The organism is Flavobacterium ovatum (genome assembly GCF_040703125.1).
Classification (GTDB): domain Bacteria; phylum Bacteroidota; class Bacteroidia; order Flavobacteriales; family Flavobacteriaceae; genus Flavobacterium; species Flavobacterium ovatum.
This window is the reverse complement of the sequence record NZ_CP160035.1, coordinates 885,628-906,393: the sequence shown is the minus strand read 5'-3', so window position 1 is coordinate 906,393 and position 20,766 is coordinate 885,628. Positions and strand designations below refer to the sequence as shown.

The window sequence follows — 20,766 nt, the reverse complement described above, 5'->3', positions numbered from 1 at the left end:
TGTTTGTAAAAATAGTTATAACAATACTGAATTATGTATCTCTAAGTTTATCTGTTGTCTCTAAACATCCCAAATAATGCATTAAAACCCATTTTTTATCATTATTTAATAGAATCCTTATGTTTTTATTCGAAATATAAATTTTGATTAGTTAGTTGATTGGATTAGTTTTGGAAAAAAAATAAAGAATGAAATCATTTGATGTAGCCATTATTGGCAGTGGTCCTGCAGGCGCTTCGGCTGCATTTGAATTGTCAAAATCTGGAATTTCGACTGTTATTATTGAAAAAGAAACTTTACCAAGGTATAAAACCTGTGGAGGAGGCTTTGTCTTTCGTGGTCGAAAAAACATGCCTTTTGATATTTCGTCTGTTGTAGAGAAAGAATTTCATTCGATCGATACTTATTTTTCTAAAAAACACCCACATCTTACTACCACCAGAGACCAACCTATTATTACAATGGTCATGCGTGATGCTTTTGATAATTTAATTGTCGAAAAAGCAAAAGAAAACGGAGTTACCTTACTACAAAATCATAAAGTTCTGGACATCACTTTTGGTGAAAATCAAATATTACATACCTCAGAAGGAGATATTCAAGCCAAATTTATAATTGCAGCAGACGGCGCCTTGAGTCCGATTGCAAAAATAGCTGGTTGGAAAGAAACTAGAACTATTATTCCTGCATTAGAATATGAAGTTGAAGTTCCCGCTGCCGATTTTGAACGTTTGTCACAAAATGTACGTTTTGATATTGATGCTATTCCGTACGGTTATGGCTGGTGTTTTCCTAAAAAAAATCACCTTTCTATAGGTGTTGGGATTTTTACCAAAACGACAAAAAAAATCAACCTTAAGGAACATTATGCTACTTATTTAAAAACCTTAGGAATCACTGAAATCCTTAGTGAAGCAGCACATGGTTTTGTCATTCCAGTAACTCCAAGGACGGATGTTTTTGTACAAAAAAATGTCTTTTTAACCGGTGATGCTGCAGGTTTAGCTGACCCATTAGTTGCTGAAGGAATATCGAATGCTATTTTGAGTGGTATTCATGCTGCCGAAGCAATCGTGGAAGCAAAATTAGATCCTGAAAAAGCGGCAGCCTTATATACTGCAAAATTAGAAGCTGTCATTTTACCCGAAATTAGAACTGGGGCTAAGTTATCTTACCATTTTTACCATCAAAAAACATTTAGAGATATTGTTCTGAAAAAATATGGTCAAAAAGTAGCCGAAGCCATGACTGATCTTTTTATGGGCGAAAGAACCTATCCAACTGACTATAAAGCAACCATAAGTCGTAAAATTAAAGAGGCAATCTTTTAACCATTCATCCTTAAACTTAAATTTAGTTTGTAACTTTGTGGTTCTTTTTAAACCTATTATGAAAAATATTCTGACTTGTTTATTTTGTTCTGTTGTCTTATTATTTTCTTGCAAAGACGATAATCAACAAAGAATAGCCGAAAATAAAAAGGAAGCAGCCAAGAAAGAAATTATCTTTTCTGACATTGAAAAAAGTTGGGTGTTTTATGACACTCCTATCAATGAAACAACAGAGGAAACTGTCAAAACTTGGAATGAATTGCGCCTTTTTTTAGCCGAATTGTCCAAAAAACCTAAAAAAACCATTGGTGCTTTTCAGCAAAAATCGAAGGCTATTTCAAAAGCAGCGATGAATTTGAACAACAATATTCCACTAAAATTTGACAAACCTCAGATTAAAAGCCGCATAGCCGTGGTAATTACCAAAGTTCGCATGATGGATTTGTTCATTCATTTGGACAGAATTCCTAGTGAAAAAGTCATTCTTTTAATTGGTGAAATTAACCGCGAATTGGCAACTCTTCAACGTGAAATGGATAAAACAGTCGAAAAAAGTAAAATTCCTACTGAAGAAGGCGAAGCCGATCTTAAACGAATGTTAGACAGTACCAGAGCCATTCCTACTACAAACGTAATTACAATTGAGTAAATCAGCACTATATAAATCTTATGATAATTTGCCCAAAACGGTGCAAATTGCCAAACTTTTACAAGAAAAAAAGGAACTAAAAATGCACCTAAAAGGGTTGCTAGGTTCTTCGATTTCTTTTACCATTCAGTCATTATTCAAAAAAACAGAGCTTCCTTTTTTATTAATTTTAGACAATAAAGAAGAAGCCGCTTATTACTTGAATGATTTGGAACAAATGGTGAGCGAACCCGATGTTTTGTTTTATCCCGCATCTTACCGCAGACCTTACCAAGTAGACGAAACCGACAATGCCAATGTTTTGTTACGTGCAGAAGTGCTTAACCGCATCAACTCGCGCAAGAAACCCGCCATTATCGTCAGTTATCCAGAGGCTTTGTTCGAAAAAGTGGTAACCCGTCAAGATTTAGACAAAAACACTTTGAAGGTGAATGTCGGCGACAAAATTTCGATTGATTTTATCAATGAAGTTTTATTCGAATATGAATTCAAAAGAGTTGATTTTATTACAGAACCCGGAGAATTTTCGGTTCGTGGTGGAATTGTAGATGTTTTTTCATTTTCGAATGATAATCCGTACCGCATCGAATTTTTTGGAAACGAAGTCGATAGCATGCGTACATTTGATGTTGCGACTCAACTTTCGATAGAAAAGAAAAATAAAATCACGATTATTCCCAATGTGGAAAATAAGGTTTTTCAAGAAAACCGAGAATCTTTCTTGGATTATATTTCCGAAAGAACGGTTTTGATTCTTCAAAATACCGATGGTTTTTTATCACAACTTGACAAACAGTTTGCCAAAGCCGAAGAAGCTTTCGAGAAATTAAATAAAGAAATTAAGCGTTCGACTCCAGAGCAATTGTTCTTGAATCAAAAGGAATTTATCAAACGAGCTTTGGATTTTTCGATTGTCGAATTGGCAGCAAAACCGATTTTTAAAGCGACGGAAAAATTCGAATTTCACATTCAGCCACAGCCTTCTTTCAACAAACAATTTGATTTGTTGTTGAATAATTTGAGCGAAAATCATTTTAATGGCTTGACCAATTATTTGTTTTGTTCGAATGACAATCAGGCAAAACGTTTTCATGATATTTTTGAGACATTGGATGAAACCAATTCTGAGAATATTCGAAAACAATACAATACCATAGTACTACCCTTGTACCAAGGATTTATTGATACCGAAAACCAAATTGCTTGTTATACCGACCATCAAATTTTTGAGCGTTACCACAAATTTAACCTCAAAAGTGGGTATTCGAAAAAGCAAAATATTACTTTAAAAGAGCTTACGGCCTTATCTGTTGGGGATTATGTGACGCACATTGACCACGGAATTGGAAAATTTGGAGGTTTACAAAAAATACAAGTCGAAGGCAAAACACAAGAAGCCATCAAGCTCGTTTATGCCGATAATGATATCGTGTATGTAAGCATTCACTCGCTACACAAAATTTCAAAATACGCTGGAAAAGACGGAACGCCACCTAAAATTTATAAATTAGGTTCGAATGCTTGGAAGGTTTTGAAACAAAAAACCAAAGCCAGAGTCAAGCATGTAGCCTTCAATTTGATTCAGTTATACGCCAAAAGACGTTTAGACAAAGGCTTTGCTTTTGCTCCAGACAGCTATTTGCAAAATGAGTTGGAAAGTTCGTTTATTTACGAGGATACTCCAGACCAATACAAATCGACCCAAGAAGTCAAAGCCGACATGGAAAGCGACCGCCCAATGGACCGATTGGTTTGTGGTGACGTAGGTTTTGGAAAAACCGAAGTTGCGATTCGTGCCGCCTTCAAAGCGGTGGACAATAGCAAACAAGTCGCTATTTTGGTTCCGACTACTATTTTGGCTTACCAACATTACCGCACTTTTACCGAACGATTGAAGGATATGCCAGTTAGCGTGGGCTATTTGAACCGTTTTAGAACAGCCAAACAAAAAGCAGAAACCCTAAAACAACTAGCTGAAGGAAAACTCGATATCGTAATCGGAACGCATCAGTTAGTTAATAAAAACGTTGTTTTCAAGGATTTAGGATTATTGATTGTGGATGAAGAGCAAAAATTTGGAGTGAATGTAAAAGACAAACTCAAAACCATTGCTGCCAATATCGATACCTTGACATTGACGGCAACTCCAATCCCGAGAACCCTACAATTCTCGTTGATGGCGGCGAGAGATTTATCGGTAATTACAACACCTCCACCCAATCGGTACCCTATTGAAACTAATGTCGTAGGTTTTAGCGAAGAAATAATTCGAGATGCGATTTCGTATGAAATTCAGCGCAACGGACAGGTTTTCTTCATCAATAACCGAATTGAAAACATTAAGGAAATTGCTGGTATGATTCAGCGCTTGGTTCCCAATGCCAAAGTTGGAATTGGTCACGGACAACTTGACGGAAAGAAACTCGAGGAATTAATGTTGGCTTTTATGAATGGCGAATTTGACGTTCTAGTGGCCACAACGATTATCGAAAGCGGACTGGATGTTCCGAATGCGAATACCATCTTTATCAACAACGCCAACAATTTTGGACTCTCAGACTTGCACCAAATGCGCGGTCGCGTGGGTCGAAGTAATAAAAAAGCTTTCTGCTACTTCATCTGTCCTCCTTATTCTGCAATGACCGATGATGCGCGTAAACGAATTCAAGCTTTGGAGCAATTTAACGAACTAGGAAGCGGATTTAATATTGCGATGAAGGATTTAGAAATTCGGGGCGCAGGAGACTTGTTAGGGGGTGAACAAAGTGGTTTCATTAACGAAATTGGATTTGATACTTACCAAAAAATCCTAAACGAAGCGATTGACGAATTGAAGGAAAACGAATTCAAAGACCTTTATCCCGAAGAAAACGATATTGAAACCAAAGAATACGTCAAAGACATCCAAATTGATACTGATTTTGAGTTGTTGTTTTCAGATGAATACATCAATAACGTTTCGGAACGTTTTAGCCTTTACAATGATTTGGCTGCGGTAAAAAACGAAGAAGAGTTGATGGTTTTTCAAAACAAACTGACAGACCGTTTTGGCCCTATGCCACCAAGAGCTAATGCATTGATGAACAGCATTCGCATCAAATGGATTGCCAGCAGAATTGGAATTGAGAAATTGGTTATGAAAAAAGGGAAGATGATTTGCTATTTTGTTTCCGACCAACAGTCCAATTTTTACCAAACCAACCGTTTTAGAGATATACTTCAGTTTGTGCAAAAAAACACTAGCATTTGTAAAATGAAAGAGAAACAAACTGCTGCCGGTTTACGCTTGCTATTGACTTTTGATAATGCCAAAACAACCCGAAACGCATTAGAATTGATGGAAATGTTGGGAGGGAAATAAGGATTTCAAAAAGTAAATCTCAAATTGCAAGATCAAAAGTCAAATTGCAAAAAGCAATTTTAAAAAATCAACTGTTTTGTGTGGTTTGTGGTTGAATTATTTCACAGAGATTCGCAAAGATTTTTTAAATAACTAAGTGAACTTTGAGCCTTATTTGTGTATATTTTGTTTAAATCAGCACATAATCACTTCTATTTCCTCAATAATTCTACCCGTTTCGATCAGCACAAAAATCAATTTTTGATATTCTAAAATATTGATTAATGATAATTCATTGTCTTTGCGGTCTTGAAGCCATTTTTGAGCGGGTTGCTCATTTCCAAAAGTAAAATTCCAAGCCAATGCTGGGACATTGTCAAAATATTGGGTTTCATTAATATATACCTTTCCGTAAATTAATCTGCGGCTATTCCCCTCCTCCGGAGGTGCCCGCCGCGGCGGGTGGGGTGGGTCTCGGTTCGTGTACCTTTCCCCATAATTCTCAATAATAAAATCTTCGACATCTGTCATTACCTTGGCCATCATTTGCAAAACTTCAATTGCTGGTATATGCAATACTTTTAATCCTAAGGATTTCAAATACGCATCTCTTTGAGCGTCATACTGTTCTTTACCGTCATGGCTGGAACCATCAATTTCGACTACTAATCCGAGTTTTTTGACATAGAAATCGACAATGTAATTCCCTATAATCTTCTGCCTATCAAAATCTATTTTATAGAAATGATTTTTATGGACTTGCATCCAAAACAATACTTCGGGTAAGTTTTCGGCATAACGAAGTTCTTTTACTCTAGATTTCAACCTTGGGTTATAGGGTAATCTTGTGATGGTGTTGTGCGGAATTTTGTGGTTTTTGATGATAAAATATGGGGGTTTTACTTCTTTCATAGGATGTAAGTTTTCTGAAATTTCCAGTTCGCCTTCCACCCCGCCCTCTGGGCACCCCTCCTGGGGAGGGGAATTTCTATACTTTGGATTTACAACTTTGTTGTTTCCAGCTACTGGGAATTGTGTGGTGATTTGTTCTGGTGGTATATATTCTTTTGAATGCAACTGTCGCAGCTTTGCTCCAAAACTTACTAGTTTCCAAAAATTATTATTGTTTTCGGGTAATGGGAATTGTGATAAATCTACTTTTATAAAATCGGTTTTACTATCCCTGAATTTTGATGATTGATAAATCGCATTGCAATAATCTAAAATTTCTACTTGCAATACAATTTCTTTGTATTCGGGCCGAACATCTTTATTTTGAGCAAAACAGACATTACCTTCTGGATTATTTCCAAAGGTTAAAATTAGCTTTAAACTTTTTGCCATATTCTGGATAACTTCTAAAGTATCACTGTCGAATTTGAAGTTTTGATATACGTTCATGTAGCCCTAGATTTAATGAATACTTAAAGATATTCAAAAATCAGATTCAAAAGTCAAAGGTCAAATGCAAAAATCAAAAGACAATTTCAAACGTTAAAATTCAAAAACAAACTTTACGTTATCCATTTTTTACGTTAGGAATAGTCCCGAAGTCTCGGGAGGCATCCTTTTGCTTTTTTTTTCAAAAGCAAAAGATATTGCGGACAGCCCGTTAAAACGCCCAAATTACTAATTTAAGAAAACAAAAAAGCTCCCGAAACAAATTGTCTCGAAAGCTCTTTTTATGCTTTATTTTGTTTTAATTTACATGTTTGACAACCATCCTTGCGGATTAGCGTAGGTTGTGTTTTGTAAAAGCAAGAATTTAATCACTGTTTTGCCGGTTTCACCACTGGTTCTTACACGACCTAAACTTTGTTTAATACTTACTTTATCTCCTTTGTTTACTGAAACTGAACTTAGGTTTTGATACACTGTAAAATAATCTCCATGTTGTATCATTACTGCTTTATTCACAGGGGACAATATCATTACACTCGCTACTTCACCACCAAATACAGCTCTGGCATTTGCTCCGTCTTCGGTTGTGATTTCGACACCACTGTTGTGAATCACTAGGGTATTGTAAATTGGATGTGCTTGATCTCCATATCCTAAGGAAACAAATCCTTTTTCAACTGGCCAAGGTAGCTTACCTCTATTGGCTCTGAAACTATCGGCTATTAATTTCGATTCAGGTGTTAACTCAATTCGAGACGAAGATACTGGTGTTCTAGCGACTGGTTCCTCTTCTACCACCACAGGGGCTACAACAACTTTTTTGGATGATTTTGGCACTTTTGATGCGGCTTCTGCGGCTGCGGCTGCTTTGGCTTCCGCTAATGCTCTAGCTTTTTCGGCTGCGGCTTTTCTATTAGCTTCCGCAATGGCTTCACGAATTAAACGGTCGATTTGACGGTCAATATTTTTGGATTCGCTTTGTTTTTTTCGAATATCCGATACGATTCTGTTTTTATCTTTCTTGATTTCGTTTACCAGTTTCTCTTGTTCTACTTTTTCTTTTACAAGTGATAAACGGTCTTTTACATTTTCGGTCAATAATTTTTGTTTAGCGACTTTTTGCTCATTTAACTTCTTGTTAATAGCAATAAGTTCCAATGATTTTCCTTTAATCTCTTCCCCTTGCTCTTTTCTGAAATTGGTGTATTGCTTCAGGTATTGCGCTCTTTTGAAGGCTTGTAAAAAATTTTCTGAAGACAAAATAAACATTGCACGGCTTTGCTCTGAACGACTTTTATAGGATTGTACAATTTTCTTAGCATAATCATCTTTCAAGACTAAAAGCTCTTTGTTTAGCTTATTAAGCTTCAATTGATTCAAATACATGTCATTAGCCAATAATTTGGTCTGTTTCTCAGTAGTACTAATCAGATTTTCTTTCAGCTTTATTTTATTCTTTTGAATTAAAAAAACTGTCATAGCTGATTTTTCCTTTGACTTAACGGATTTCAACATGTTCTCATTATCCCTTATTTCCCTCTGGATTTGAGCTTTACGTTGCTCTAATTTTTCTTGTTGAGAGGATTGGCTCCAAAGGATTGAAGTCATACAAATAAATACTAGGCTTAGAAAAAACTTTGGCATCTTAAAAATATATTTTTGTGCAAATTTAATTAATTATAACTCTTTTGTAACCATTTGGAACACTATATGGAAAAGAAAGTTCATCATTGAAGTTTACATCAGTATATTCCAAGTCTATTTCAGTTTTTCCTTTTTCTTGTAAAGCATCAATATGCACTTGCATTGGCAAAATGTTCTTCTCGAAATTACTGTAATTTCCGTATTCAATTTCTATTTTTCTGGCTTTATCTGTTTGTATTACTTCTTGCTTTGAAACTTTGAAATTAGTTGCATCTATATAAAACGCTTTCTGCGTGGTATTATTGGCTTTGTCTTCTAAACGATAGGAAAGTTCTTCAAGAGTTTGTTTGTATTTACCTTTTCTAAGGTTATCCAAAGCTTCTCCTAACAACATATTTTGCACTTTATTATAATCTAAATCGGTTCCCAACCATTGACTTAAACCACTGAAATCTCCTTCAAAATAAGTTCCTTTTATTTTTTCATAATAACTTACTTTGGTTGGTGTAATGGATGCTTTGGCCATGGTGATTCCTAAAAAACGAATACTGACTAATATTTGTTCGTCTTTTTTGATTCGAATTTCGGCTGTTACATTTTGAGTTTGATTTCTGTTATCAAATCGCACATTGGATTTGATATAAATCGTCGAAAAATCAGTTTTTACGCTGTAATGTTTGGCTATAATATCATTCACTTTAAGTTCATCAACGGGTGATGTACTGGTGCTTTGTATCAATGCTTTTTTTGATTTGCACGACACCATTACTAAAGCGCTTGCTAGAAAAAACATAAATAGAATTCTTCTTACTACTAATTTTTTATGCATTATTTGTTTTTTATTAATTGATTGGCTTTAGAAAAATGAAACTCTTTTTTGGTTACATCCCCTAATCCGTTGTAGGCTTCTCCTAGTTGAATATTAAAATTGATTTCTAAAGCCTTGTCTTCTATTACAAAATCCATACCCATTTCAAGCATTTCTTTGGCTTTTTTAAATTGTCCTAGTTGATTGTATGCTAAACCTGAAAAATAGTAAAACTGAGGCTGATTAGGGAAAAAATCTAATAAGTTTAATGCTTTTTCTAAAACGGCTTTAAATTGTTTGCCATCAGTGTAGGCTTGAAGTAGAAGTAAATTGTTTTCGATATCTACTTTATCCGTTTTACTATTCGAAAGCTCATAATATTTGATGGCTTCCATCCAATCTTTCTTAGCATGATAAAACTTCCCCACTTCTTTTGATACGTCCACCTCTGGATCATTGTCAAAATACCCAATGGCTTTCTCTAATGCATCAGCATATTGTGGATTAGTGTTCACAAAAATTAAAAATTCATTGAGAACTCGGTGTTTGATTTTTGAATCCACTTTGCTACTCTCCAAAACAGTACTCATAGCCTTTACCGCCTTACCTCCATCTTTGTTTTCCAAATGATATTTGAACAAACTCACCTGAGCCCACTCAGAACTAGGGATTTCTTTTTCCAATTGGCGGGCAGTTTCAAGTACTTTCTCAATTTCATTGTTTTTAGAATACAAGTAAATTAATGAAATATAATTGGCTTCCTCTTTGGGGTTTTTCTTGATTTGTTCAATAAGATTTATAATCTCTGCATTTTGGTATTTGCCTTGCGATAAAATTTGGATTTTATACGATTCGCGACGGTCTGACTTCCCTACGGTTTCATTCAGTTCATTAATCAACTCCAAAGCTTTGTCAAACTGAGCAGTATTCATATATAAAGACGATAGATCTTCCTTGAATTTGGGGTCAAAAGTAATGAGCTTATTAATCGTTGTAATAGCTCCTAGATAATCCTTGGTTTCATAATTGACATCATAAATCCCTACCCAAAACCATTTGTTCGTTGAGTCAATTTGAGTCGCTTTTTCGAAAGCATTAATGGCGTTCTTATATTTTTTTTGCGCCAAATAATTTTTACCTAATTCAAAATGAACAGTCGCATTTTCTGGTTCGATTTTCAAACATTTCTCTAAGGAAACAATAGCTTTGTCATAGTTTTCAATACCTTTTTGCTTTAACGCTTCAAAAAAATAATCTTGAAATTTATCTTTATCCGTTGGTTTATAATCCATTTCTGTTTGTGCCAATACAGCATTAGAATTGCATAGCAAAACAAAAAACAAGAATACTAAAACCGATTGTCGCTTCATTGCAGGAAGACATTTATAAAATGAAAAACTAAGTTCAGAAAGAAATAGGATAATACTATTAGTCGAATACCATTTTTCTCTCTGAACTTAGTATATATATTTTTAAAATTATTCTAAAACAGAATAATCTCCAATACTTATATTGGTAAAATTACCATCAAAAACAACATGATTTCCAATCATTGCATTGTCTAAATCAGCATTTTTAATATGAGCGTGGGTTTGAATCAAACTATTTTTGATTGTACTATCCGTCACATGACACCCTTTTCCAAGAGAAACATTTGGGCCAACTGTAGCATTGATTAAAATCACATCTTCAGCAATATTACAAGGAGGAATGATGGTACTATTTTCTAATTTCACATTTGAAGCTACTAATTCTACTCCGTCAGATTGTAGAAAACCAAGCATTCTAGAATTAGTTTCTACTGTAACATTTTTGTTACCGCAATCCATCCATTCGTCCACACTTCCTGTTTTGAACACTTTCCCATTAGCCATCATCGCTTTGATACCATCGTTTATTTGGTATTCTCCACCATTCTGAATATTATTGTCCAATACATTTTGCAATTCTTTTTTTAAATCCCCTACTTCTTTGAAATAGTAAATTCCTATAACAGCTAAATCACTCACAAACTCTGTTGGTTTTTCAACCAATTCCACAATTTCAGAGTTGTCATTCAACTTAACCACACCATAAGCTTCTGGTGCATCGACTTGCTTTACCCAAATCACAGCATCAGCCGCTGGATCTAATTCAAAATCAGCCCTAATTAAAGTATCGGCATAAGCAATTACTGCTGGACCAGACAAAGATTCTTTGGCACACATAATGGCATGACCAGTTCCTAATGGTAAATCTTGACGGTAAATAGAAGCTTTAGCACCTAGATCTGCAGCTAATTTCTCTAAACTACTAACAACATCCTCTCCAAAAAAAGCTGGATCTCCTAGAATAAAAGCAATTTCGTCAATTGGTTCTTTTAGGATTTTGACAATATCTTCAACTAATCTATGCACAATAGGTTTTCCAGCAACTGGAATTAATGGTTTGGGAACAGTTAATGAATGTGGGCGAAGACGAGAACCACGTCCAGCCATTGGTACTATTATTTTCATTGTTATTGAAAGATTAAATAATTAAAAGATTGTAAAATCATTTAATTATTAAATTATTAAATTTTCTACTTTACTCCGGTACTTCCAAATCCACCAGCACCTCTTGAAGTTTCAGTTAATTCTTCTACTTCAAACCATTCAGCACGTTCGTGTTTTGCAATAATCAATTGTGCAATGCGTTCGCCGTTTTGAATTACAAAAGCTTGGTTGGATAAATTTACTAAAATCACACCAATTTCACCACGATAATCGGCATCAACAGTTCCAGGGCTGTTGAGTACTGTAATTCCGTTTTTAAAAGCCAAACCGCTTCTTGGTCTTACTTGCGCTTCAAAACCTATCGGCAATTCAATAAAAAGACCTGTTTTAACGATTGTTCGTTCTAAAGGCTGTAATGTTATCGACTCATCCAAATTAGCCCTTAAATCCATTCCCGCTGAAGCAATGGTTTCGTAGCTTGGTAAAGCATGTTGCGATTTATTAATAATGCTTATTTTCATTTTAAACTATTTTGATATTATGAAAAGTTATAATCTGTCACGATTAAAATTATTATTCCTTTTTTCGATTTGCTATTTTTAACAATGTCTCTTTTTCATTATGATAAATAAAATACATAAAAGCTAATAACAGTGCTATCCCAACAAAATAATTTTCTCTAAATTTATAAAAAGAAATTACAGAGAAAAATATGGAAAGCCCCATATAACTTCCTATTTTCCTAAAATCATAAGGAATAGGATAATATTTATTACCGAGAAAATAGGAAATCGCCATCATACTTCCATAAGCCGCTAATGTAGCAATGGCAGAACCGTAATAACTCATTGTTGGAATCAATAAAAAATTCAAGGCTAATGTAATCACAGCACCTGCAATTGAAATATAAGCCCCGATATACGTTTTGTCAATCAATTTATACCAAACCGATAGATTGGTATAAATTCCCAAACAGAAATTTGCTAAAATTATTAAAGGAACGACTTTCATCGCTACCCAATAGGAAGAGTCTCTAATCATTAAGAATTTAAACAAATCCGCAAAAACTATTACACTTAACATGATTAAAGAACCAAAAATGACAAAATATTTAGTAACAGTAGCGTAGGTTTGAGGTGCATTTTTATCCGAAGCATGGCTAAAAAAGAAAGGTTCTATTCCTAACGTATAGGCTGTACGATACAAAACCATAAACAATCCTAGTTTATAACAGGCTGAATACACTCCTACTTCGGCTTCTGCAATTTTAGCAGGAAGTAATTTAGCCAATAGAATTTTATCAAATTGTTCGTTGATCGCAAAAGCAATTCCCGCTACCATTATAGGCAGTCCATATCGGAGCATTTTTTTCCAAAGTATAAGATCAAATTTCCATCTTAAGAAAACATAATCTGGTGATAAAATAACAAAAGTCAATAAACTAGCAATAATATTTGCCAAGAAAATATAACCAATTTCAAAATTATCAATGAATAAAGAACTCACAAAACCATCTGGACTTTCCTTCACTAAAATAGGGAAGTAGAGCAAAAACAACACGCTCAAAATTAGATTGACTAATACATTTCCAATCTTAATCATGGCATATACCATGGGTTTCTGTAATGCACGTAATTTTGAAAAAGGAATAATAACCAAAGCATCTAGTGCCAAAATCCAAATAGTATAAGTGATGTATTGGGAGTCAATTCCTGACCAATCAGCTAAAGTACTTCTAAATAAAAGAGCTATGAACAAAAAAGAAATGGTAGTCCAAAATATAGAAATCATAGAAGTCTCTATAACTGATTTCTTATTGTCTTCACTATTATAAAACCTAAAAAAAGCCGTTTCCATCCCATAGGCCAGAATAACATTGAAGAAAATCATCCAAGCAAAAATGATAGAGACCTTACCATATTCAGCTTTAGGAAGTAAATTGGTATAAAGTGGTACCAACAAAAAGCTAAACATCCTTGGCAATACTGTTGCCAATCCGTAAATAGCTGTTTGTTTAAAAAGTTTTTTATATAATCCCAAAATGGTTTTTTCTATTAATTTTGAAAACAAAAATAACCATTTCTTTGGTTTAATCATTCAAGTAAAAGAGAATCATTCCTTAACTTTTAAGAACAGTTCAAAAAAAACAAATTTAAAAACAAAAATCACCCATTGTATTTATCTAATTGAGAGATTGAAATTTGATCTGCTTTTTCCACAGCTATCTCCTTAATAAAGGAAGGATCAAATAAATTAGCGATACCCCAATAATTTTTCAGCCCTTTATTCTTAACAATACGGTATTCAATATCATTCAAAGAAATGCGATTATTCCCTACTTTGATTCTCTTAACATCAAAGGTCTTTTTTTTAATTTTAGCTTCATTTTTAAGTAATAAAAAATAGGCATTGTAAATATTAATCCAAAACCTTTTTTTCAAATCATCGTTATATAAATAGCTATTCAATTTACTAACCCGTACGTAAAAAAGTTCACGTCTTAACGCCTTGGTATCTTGACCAAGTTTAACATTATTTAAAATTTGTTCAGAAAGTTCGATAGGATAATTGATCATATAATTTTAATGTGTGTGGTATTTTTAGAAAAATTTAGGCAAATTTATTAAAAAAACAACAACAAGATACTAATATGACAGATTTATAGTTAATTTAATCCCTATTTAACAAAATACACTTGTTAAAACCTACAGAAACAAAAAAAGCCACGTAAAAACGTGGCTTTCATTCAATACATAAAATATTATTTCTTATCCTTTCAAAGCTTCAGCTCCACCAACAATCTCTAAGATTTCATTAGTAATAGCAGCTTGACGTGCTTTGTTGTAAGTTAATTTCAATTGATTTCTCATTTCTGTTGCATTATCAGTTGCTTTGTGCATTGCAGTCATACGAGCACCATGTTCAGAAGCAAATGAATCTCTAATCCCTTTATACAACTGAATCTTTAATGACTTTGGAATTAAAGTCAATACAATTTCTTCCTTAGAAGGCTCAAAAATATAATCTGAAGGAATTACGTTCAAATTAGATTTTACAGACGCTAATGGTAAGAATTGTTCAACTTGAATAATTTGAGTAGCAGCATTCTTAAACTGATTGTAAATCAATTCAATTTTATCGTACTCACCAGAAACAAATTTCTGAGTTAATGTCTCAGCAATAGCTGCGACATTATCAAAAGTCAAATCATCAAAAACACTACTTTGATTCTCAACAACTGAACTTGATTTACTCAAAACATCATTTCCTTTTTTACCAATAGTAAAAAAATCAACTTGTTTTCCGGCATAGAATACAGCACGGTTTTTAGCCTGTTTGATTACGTTAGTATTAAAAGCACCACACAAACCTCTATTTGAAGTAATCGCAACTACTAATACTTTTTTTATTTCACGTTGTGTAGTAAACTCTTCACCAGCTCCTCCATCAAGAGTAGCAGAAAGGTTTTGTAACAATTCAGTTAATTTTTCGGCATAAGGGCGCATAGCCGTGATTGCATCCTGTGCTTTCTTTAGCTTAGCTGCAGATACCATTTTCATTGCCGATGTAATTTGCATCGTAGATGAAACTGAAGTAATTCTATTACGTATTTCCTTTAAATTTGCCATTCTATTATAGTTGTTTGTTGTTAGTTATTGGTTGACAGATTGGATATAGTACCAATGACAATCAACCAACAACCATCAACTAATATTAGTTATATTTTGCTGAAACTTCTTTTGCTACAGTTTCAATTACATCCGTAATATCATCTGTTAATTTCCCTGCTTTCAAAGCATCCAAAGTTGCTCTGTGTTTGTTATTCAAGAAAGACAAAAAGTCTTTTTCAAATTCTTTAACTTTATTTACAGGAACATTTCTCAGTAAGTTTTTAGAACCAGCGTAGATAATTGCTACTTGGTCTTCAACAGTATAAGGATCATTCAAACCTTGTTTCAAGATTTCAACATTTCTTCTTCCTTTTTCAATTACATTCAAAGTAACTGCATCAAGATCAGAACCAAATTTAGCAAACGCTTCCAATTCACGGAATTGTGCTTGGTCTAATTTTAAAGTACCAGATACTTTTTTCATTGATTTAATCTGAGCATTACCTCCAACACGAGATACCGAGATACCTACGTTAATTGCTGGACGAACCCCTGAGTTAAACAAATCACCATCAAGGAAAATTTGTCCGTCAGTAATCGAAATTACATTAGTTGGGATATATGCAGAAACGTCACCAGCTTGAGTTTCAATAATAGGCAGCGCCGTTAATGAACCACCACCTTTAACGATACCTTTCAATGAATCTGGCAAATCATTCATGTTTTTAGCAATTCCATCATCAGCAATTACTTTACAAGCACGCTCTAATAAACGAGAGTGCAAGAAGAAAACATCTCCAGGATATGCCTCACGTCCTGGTGGTCTTCTCAACAAAAGAGAAACCTCACGGTAAGCAACAGCTTGTTTAGATAAATCATCATAAACAATTAAAGCTGGACGACCTGAATCTCTAAAATATTCTCCAATAGCTGCACCTGCGAAAGGAGCATAAACTTGCATTGGAGCAGGATCAGAAGCATTAGCTGCAACGATAACTGTATAAGCCATAGCACCTTTTTCTTCTAACATTTTAGCAATTCCTGCTACTGTAGAAGCTTTTTGTCCGATAGCTACGTAAATACAAAATACAGGTTTACCTGCATCGTAAAATTCTTTTTGATTTAAGATAGTGTCAATACAAACAGTTGATTTACCTGTTTGACGGTCACCAATAACCAACTCACGTTGACCTCTACCAACTGGGATCATGGCATCAATTGCTTTTACTCCTGTTTGTAATGGCTCAGTAACTGGTTGACGGAAGATAACTCCAGGAGCTTTTCTTTCCAAAGGCATTTCGTATAAGTCTCCACCTATTGGTCCTTTACCATCAATTGGAAAACCTAAAGTGTTTACTACACGTCCTACCATTTGTTCTCCTACTTTAAGAGAAGCGATACGTTGGGTTCTTTTGGCAACTGAACCTTCTTTGATACCTGTAGATGGTCCTAAAAGCACCACACCAACATTATCTTCTTCAAGATTCAATACAATAGCCTCAAGACCATTTTCAAATTCAACTAACTCACCATATTGAACATTAGAAAGCCCGTAAATACGAGCAATACCATCTCCAACTTGAAGTACGGTTCCTACTTCCTCTAGCGTTGCGCCAGATTCAAAACCTTCTACTTGCTTTCTTAATATTGCTGAAATTTCAGCAGGTTTGATTTCCGCCATCTTAATTTATAATTTAGACACTTAAATGTGCAATAAAATTAGTTACTTAACTCTCTTTTTAATACTTGTAATCTGTTAGCTACCGATGCATTATACTGTTGGTCGCCTATTCTTAAAATAAAACCTCCAATAATAGAAGGATCTACATTACTTTCAATTGTAATCTTCTTATCTGTAAGTGTTACAATTTTGGCCAATATTTTAGCCTGAAGTGCAGCATCCATAGGAAAAGCGGTAGTTACCTTAGCCACTTGAATCCCCATACTTACATCAAATAATTTACTATATTCTTGAGCAATTACTTGAAGAATTTCAAATCTTTTATTTTCAAATAATAAATGGAATAATCCTTTAGTTACACCATTAATACCTGTAAAAACTTCTAACAATACTGATTCTTTAACTTCAACATTAATAGTAGGGTTTTGAATAAATGTACTCAATTCCAAATTACCACTAACCGTTGTAGCTATCGTTTGCATATCCTTATTCACAACATCGGCAATACCTATTGAGTTTGCTAAGTCTAAAATTGCTTTTGCATAACGAATTGCTGCTCTTGTACTTGCCATAATGATTAGTTTATCTTTACATCACCTAACAACTTCTCAACCAATTTAGTTTGAGCTTCTTTGTTAGATAATTCATCTTTCAATAATTTCTCAGCGATAGTCAATGATAAAGTTGAAACTTGTAATTTCAATTCTGCCATAGCCGCATTTTTTTCGCTTTCAATAGCTAATTTAGCTTGCTCAATCATTTTTTGACCTTGCACTTGTGCTTCTGATTTTGCATCAGCAACCATTTTCTCTTTCATTTCACGAGCATCTTTCAACATAGCGTCACGCTCTGCTCTAGCTTCATTCAAGATTCTTTGATTGTCAGCTTGAAGATCTTGCATCTCTCTTCTTGCATTTTCTGCAGATTCCAATGCGTTTTTGATTCCTTCTTCTCTTTCATTAACTGCATCAAGAATAGGTTTCCAAGCGAATTTTTTTAATAATAATATTAATCCAACAAATATTAATATTTGCCAAAAAAACAAACCAAACTCAAACTGATTTATTAACTTTTCCATTATATATAATTCTAAATTTTATATTCTAATTTTAATCTAGTTGCATTGCTGCAATGTAATGTTTTAATTTTAAAAACAATAGTTACAACCAACCGTTGCAACTATTGTTTTTTCTGTTTTAATTACGATGCGAATAACGCAGCGAAACCAATACCCTCAATAAGTGCAGCTGCGATAAGCATAGCTGTTTGGATCTTTCCTGAAGCTTCTGGCTGACGAGCAATAGCATCCATTGCTGAACTACCAATTTTACCAATACCTAAACCTGCTCCGATAACGATTAACCCAGCTCCAATAATTTGTGGAATTTCCATGATATATATATTAAAAATTAAACATTCTTTGTTTGAAAGCTAAATGTTATTCGTTAAAAGTTAAACGTCAAATGACCTCTAACCTATAACTTCTAACCTATAACTTTTTAATGTGCTTCTTCATGATGATGCTCTTCTACAGCAGAACCAAAGTAAAGCGCAGATAACATTGTGAAGATATAAGCTTGTAAAAAAGCCACTAATATTTCAAGAATAGAAAGCAAGAATGACAATCCAAATGACAAGCTACTTCCAATCCAGCTTTTGAAGATAAACATTAAACCGATGATACTCATCAGTACAATATGACCTGCAAAAATGTTTGCATACAAACGAATCATTAACGAGAAAGGTTTAATAAATATCCCTAACAATTCAATTGGTGCTAAAATAATACGCATTGGTTTTGGCACACCTGGCATCCAAAAAATGTGTCCCCAATAGTTTTTATTAGCGGTAAAGTTTGTAATTAAGAACGTTATAAACGCTAATGAGAATGTAATAGTTAAGTTACCTGTAGCATTGATCCCTAGCGGAGTCAATCCAAAGATATTTAAGAACAATACAAAGAAGAATATCGTTAACAAATAACTCATATAGTTTTTGTATTTTTTCTCACCAATATTTGGAATTGCGATTTCATCTCGTACATACAAAACGATTGGTTCAAAAATACGACCTGGACCTGAAGCAATTCCTTTGTTTTTAGTATATGACTTGGCTAAACTGCTAAACAACCATAACATTAATAAAGCTGCTCCAAAAATTGAAACTACTGTTTTAGTAATTGAAAAATCAATTGGACGAACATTTGAAGGAAAACCTGTTTCTTCATTTTCAGTTATTGCACCGGTAGCATCCGTTCTGTAAATCTTACCATCATGATGATTGATAACATAATATTTACCGTTTGATTCTGCTACGTCTTTACCGTGGTGAAATTTTGCAGAAGAAAATACGTGCAAACCTTCATCTAATAAGATTACTGGTAATGGAAAACCCCAACTTTCTCCTGTTTCATCATCTTGTGTAAATGAGAAATCGTGAGAATCTAAAACGTGATGACTTACAAAAGCTTTAATTTTAGACTTTACATCTGTAGGGGCTGTATGAGCTCCTTCATGATGTCCCTCAACTGCTACTGCGTGAGATTGTGCTACATTTACGTCTACAGAATCAACTTCTTGATTTGCAAAACTAACTAAAGGAAGACATGCTAGAAATGTTGCTACTACTAATCTAAGTGGTCTGTTTAAAATCACCATAACTGTTAAATATGTTATTTTTACGTTTCTAAAATTTGGTGCAAAGGTACATTTTTTATTAATATTCAAAAGAATATAAAAAATATTTTTTACGGTTTCGCCAATTCGTGGCTATTTTATTGCTTTTCGTTTAAAATTCTTATGGTTATAATCGTTTCTATTGCTAAAAAAAGAATGAACATCATAAAAAAGCTAATTTTCTCTATCGAGTTACCATTTGCATTGGCTACTAATATAGGCTTTAAAATCGAATAACAAATCACCATTTTGAGTGAAGTTGCTAAAAGAAATGACATCCCAATATTATCAAAACTATTCTCTTTTACTTTTAACAAGACCATAAAAACAATAATTGATAATCCATAAAAAAGGAGATATAGTGTTTCTAGTGAGTAGGTAAATTGCTTAGTATTAACTTTCAAAAAATCAAAAATAAATTGATGAATGATAAACGCAATTAAGCTGAGAATAGATAAAAATAGTATGGACTTGTATTTACTTATATTCATAACTTCATATTGGGACCTAAAAAAATTGAGCGTACAGCTTCCTTATTTATAGTCTAAATTATTCTGATTTACCTATTTCGTTTACTTGTCTTATCACATTGTACAAAGCCAAAACAACACCTACCATCACTAAAATTTTACTGTAATAAACCCTAGTACTGGGGTGATTTTCATCTAACCAACCTCCTAAATATGAAAACAAAAAAATAATCACTCCCATTTGAATGGGAATATTAATAAGTGCCAACCACTTTGTCGAATTATTTTTTTGGGGTTTCTTTTCCATCAGTAAGCAAGAGTTTTTTATTGTCTTTCATTATACAAGAAGCACTAAATTCGGCCCCAGGTTCTACAGATAATTTACCTACTGTAACTTCTCCGTGAATACTGGCTTTAGATTTCACATTTAAAATTTCGGCTACCTGAATCTTCCCATTGAAACGTCCTTCAATATCCGCGTTTTTACAGATAACATCACCGGTAACACTCCCTGACGGTCCAATAACAAGTTTACCCGTCGATTGAAAATTCCCGATTAGTTCTCCGTCCAATCTAAAATCAGCCTGAGAAATTATATCTCCATTGATGACTGTTCCTTCAACAATTCTATTTGTTTTACCTAAAAGATCGGTATAGGATTTTGTTTTTTTATCAAACATAT

The 20,766-nt window shown here is 33.9% G+C and carries 20 protein-coding genes; 3 read left to right on the top strand and 17 right to left on the bottom strand.

Annotation, left to right across the window (positions count from 1 at the left end; genetic code table 11):
• The first annotated feature begins 188 nt into the window (after positions 1-188).
• From ABZP37_RS04005 to mfd, 3 genes are read left to right on the top strand one after another with little or no spacing between them, the layout of a single operon-like run.
• Positions 189-1,331 (top strand): geranylgeranyl reductase family protein, encoded by a 1,143-nt coding sequence (locus tag ABZP37_RS04005; protein ID WP_366185815.1) that lies wholly within the window; start codon positions 189-191, stop codon positions 1,329-1,331.
• 58 nt (positions 1,332-1,389) lie between these two features.
• On the top strand, positions 1,390-1,980 hold the full coding sequence (locus ABZP37_RS04000) for a hypothetical protein (protein WP_366185813.1): 591 nt from the start codon (positions 1,390-1,392) through the stop codon (positions 1,978-1,980).
• Positions 1,973-5,341: a transcription-repair coupling factor gene (mfd, locus tag ABZP37_RS03995; protein WP_366185812.1), complete on the top strand. Its 3,369-nt coding sequence runs from the start codon at positions 1,973-1,975 to the stop codon at positions 5,339-5,341. The genes ABZP37_RS04000 and mfd overlap by 8 nt, the downstream gene beginning before the upstream one ends.
• 174 nt (positions 5,342-5,515) lie before the next feature.
• On the opposite strand, the gene ABZP37_RS03990 is transcribed toward mfd, so the two are convergent.
• The 17 genes from ABZP37_RS03990 to ABZP37_RS03910 form a co-directional block, all read right to left on the bottom strand.
• The gene (locus tag ABZP37_RS03990) at positions 5,516-6,721 is read right to left on the bottom strand and encodes a DUF559 domain-containing protein (protein ID WP_366185810.1); all 1,206 of its coding nucleotides are present in this window, start codon (positions 6,719-6,721) and stop codon (positions 5,516-5,518) included.
• Between the two features lie 303 nt (positions 6,722-7,024).
• Entirely contained in the window at positions 7,025-8,329 is a 1,305-nt protein-coding gene (locus ABZP37_RS03985; protein WP_366185808.1) for a peptidoglycan DD-metalloendopeptidase family protein, read from the bottom strand.
• A 61-nt stretch (positions 8,330-8,390) separates the two neighbouring features.
• Positions 8,391-9,194, bottom strand: a complete 804-nt coding sequence (locus ABZP37_RS03980) for a DUF4292 domain-containing protein (RefSeq protein WP_366185806.1) — start codon at positions 9,192-9,194, stop codon at positions 8,391-8,393.
• Entirely contained in the window at positions 9,194-10,543 is a 1,350-nt protein-coding gene (locus ABZP37_RS03975; protein ID WP_366185805.1) for a tetratricopeptide repeat protein, read from the bottom strand. The genes ABZP37_RS03980 and ABZP37_RS03975 overlap by 1 nt, the downstream gene beginning before the upstream one ends.
• A gap of 108 nt (positions 10,544-10,651) precedes the next feature.
• The gene (locus ABZP37_RS03970) at positions 10,652-11,668 is read right to left on the bottom strand and encodes a sugar phosphate nucleotidyltransferase (RefSeq protein ID WP_366185803.1); all 1,017 of its coding nucleotides are present in this window, start codon (positions 11,666-11,668) and stop codon (positions 10,652-10,654) included.
• A 65-nt stretch (positions 11,669-11,733) separates the two neighbouring features.
• Positions 11,734-12,168: a dUTP diphosphatase gene (dut, locus tag ABZP37_RS03965; RefSeq protein ID WP_366185801.1), complete on the bottom strand. Its 435-nt coding sequence runs from the start codon at positions 12,166-12,168 to the stop codon at positions 11,734-11,736.
• A 52-nt stretch (positions 12,169-12,220) separates the two neighbouring features.
• Entirely contained in the window at positions 12,221-13,687 is a 1,467-nt protein-coding gene (locus ABZP37_RS03960; RefSeq protein ID WP_366187472.1) for an oligosaccharide flippase family protein, read from the bottom strand.
• A gap of 125 nt (positions 13,688-13,812) precedes the next feature.
• Entirely contained in the window at positions 13,813-14,223 is a 411-nt protein-coding gene (locus ABZP37_RS03955) for a DUF547 domain-containing protein (RefSeq protein ID WP_366185799.1), read from the bottom strand.
• Between the two features lie 192 nt (positions 14,224-14,415).
• Positions 14,416-15,276 carry an ATP synthase F1 subunit gamma gene (atpG, locus tag ABZP37_RS03950; RefSeq protein ID WP_366185797.1) on the bottom strand — a complete coding sequence of 287 codons (861 nt, stop codon included), beginning with the start codon at positions 15,274-15,276 and terminating at the stop codon, positions 14,416-14,418.
• Positions 15,277-15,361: 85 nt separating this feature from the next.
• Positions 15,362-16,939, bottom strand: coding sequence for a F0F1 ATP synthase subunit alpha (gene atpA / locus ABZP37_RS03945; RefSeq protein ID WP_366185795.1), 1,578 nt, complete (start codon positions 16,937-16,939; stop codon positions 15,362-15,364).
• A gap of 38 nt (positions 16,940-16,977) precedes the next feature.
• On the bottom strand, positions 16,978-17,511 hold the full coding sequence (gene atpH / locus ABZP37_RS03940) for an ATP synthase F1 subunit delta (RefSeq protein ID WP_366185793.1): 534 nt from the start codon (positions 17,509-17,511) through the stop codon (positions 16,978-16,980).
• A 5-nt stretch (positions 17,512-17,516) separates the two neighbouring features.
• A complete protein-coding gene (locus ABZP37_RS03935; RefSeq protein WP_366185792.1) occupies positions 17,517-18,017 on the bottom strand; it encodes a F0F1 ATP synthase subunit B in 501 nt (166 codons plus the stop codon).
• A gap of 122 nt (positions 18,018-18,139) precedes the next feature.
• Positions 18,140-18,331 carry an ATP synthase F0 subunit C gene (atpE, locus tag ABZP37_RS03930; protein WP_170111537.1) on the bottom strand — a complete coding sequence of 64 codons (192 nt, stop codon included), beginning with the start codon at positions 18,329-18,331 and terminating at the stop codon, positions 18,140-18,142.
• A 107-nt stretch (positions 18,332-18,438) separates the two neighbouring features.
• Positions 18,439-19,596, bottom strand: coding sequence for a F0F1 ATP synthase subunit A (gene atpB / locus ABZP37_RS03925; RefSeq protein WP_366185791.1), 1,158 nt, complete (start codon positions 19,594-19,596; stop codon positions 18,439-18,441).
• A gap of 116 nt (positions 19,597-19,712) precedes the next feature.
• The gene (locus tag ABZP37_RS03920; RefSeq protein ID WP_366185789.1) at positions 19,713-20,105 is read right to left on the bottom strand and encodes a DUF6168 family protein; all 393 of its coding nucleotides are present in this window, start codon (positions 20,103-20,105) and stop codon (positions 19,713-19,715) included.
• Positions 20,106-20,163: 58 nt separating this feature from the next.
• Complete coding sequence (locus tag ABZP37_RS03915) at positions 20,164-20,391, bottom strand: AtpZ/AtpI family protein (RefSeq protein ID WP_366185787.1); 228 nt, start codon at positions 20,389-20,391, stop codon at positions 20,164-20,166.
• Positions 20,366-20,764 (bottom strand): polymer-forming cytoskeletal protein, encoded by a 399-nt coding sequence (locus ABZP37_RS03910; protein ID WP_366185785.1) that lies wholly within the window; start codon positions 20,762-20,764, stop codon positions 20,366-20,368. The genes ABZP37_RS03915 and ABZP37_RS03910 overlap by 26 nt, the downstream gene beginning before the upstream one ends.
• Positions 20,765-20,766: the final 2 nt, after the last annotated feature.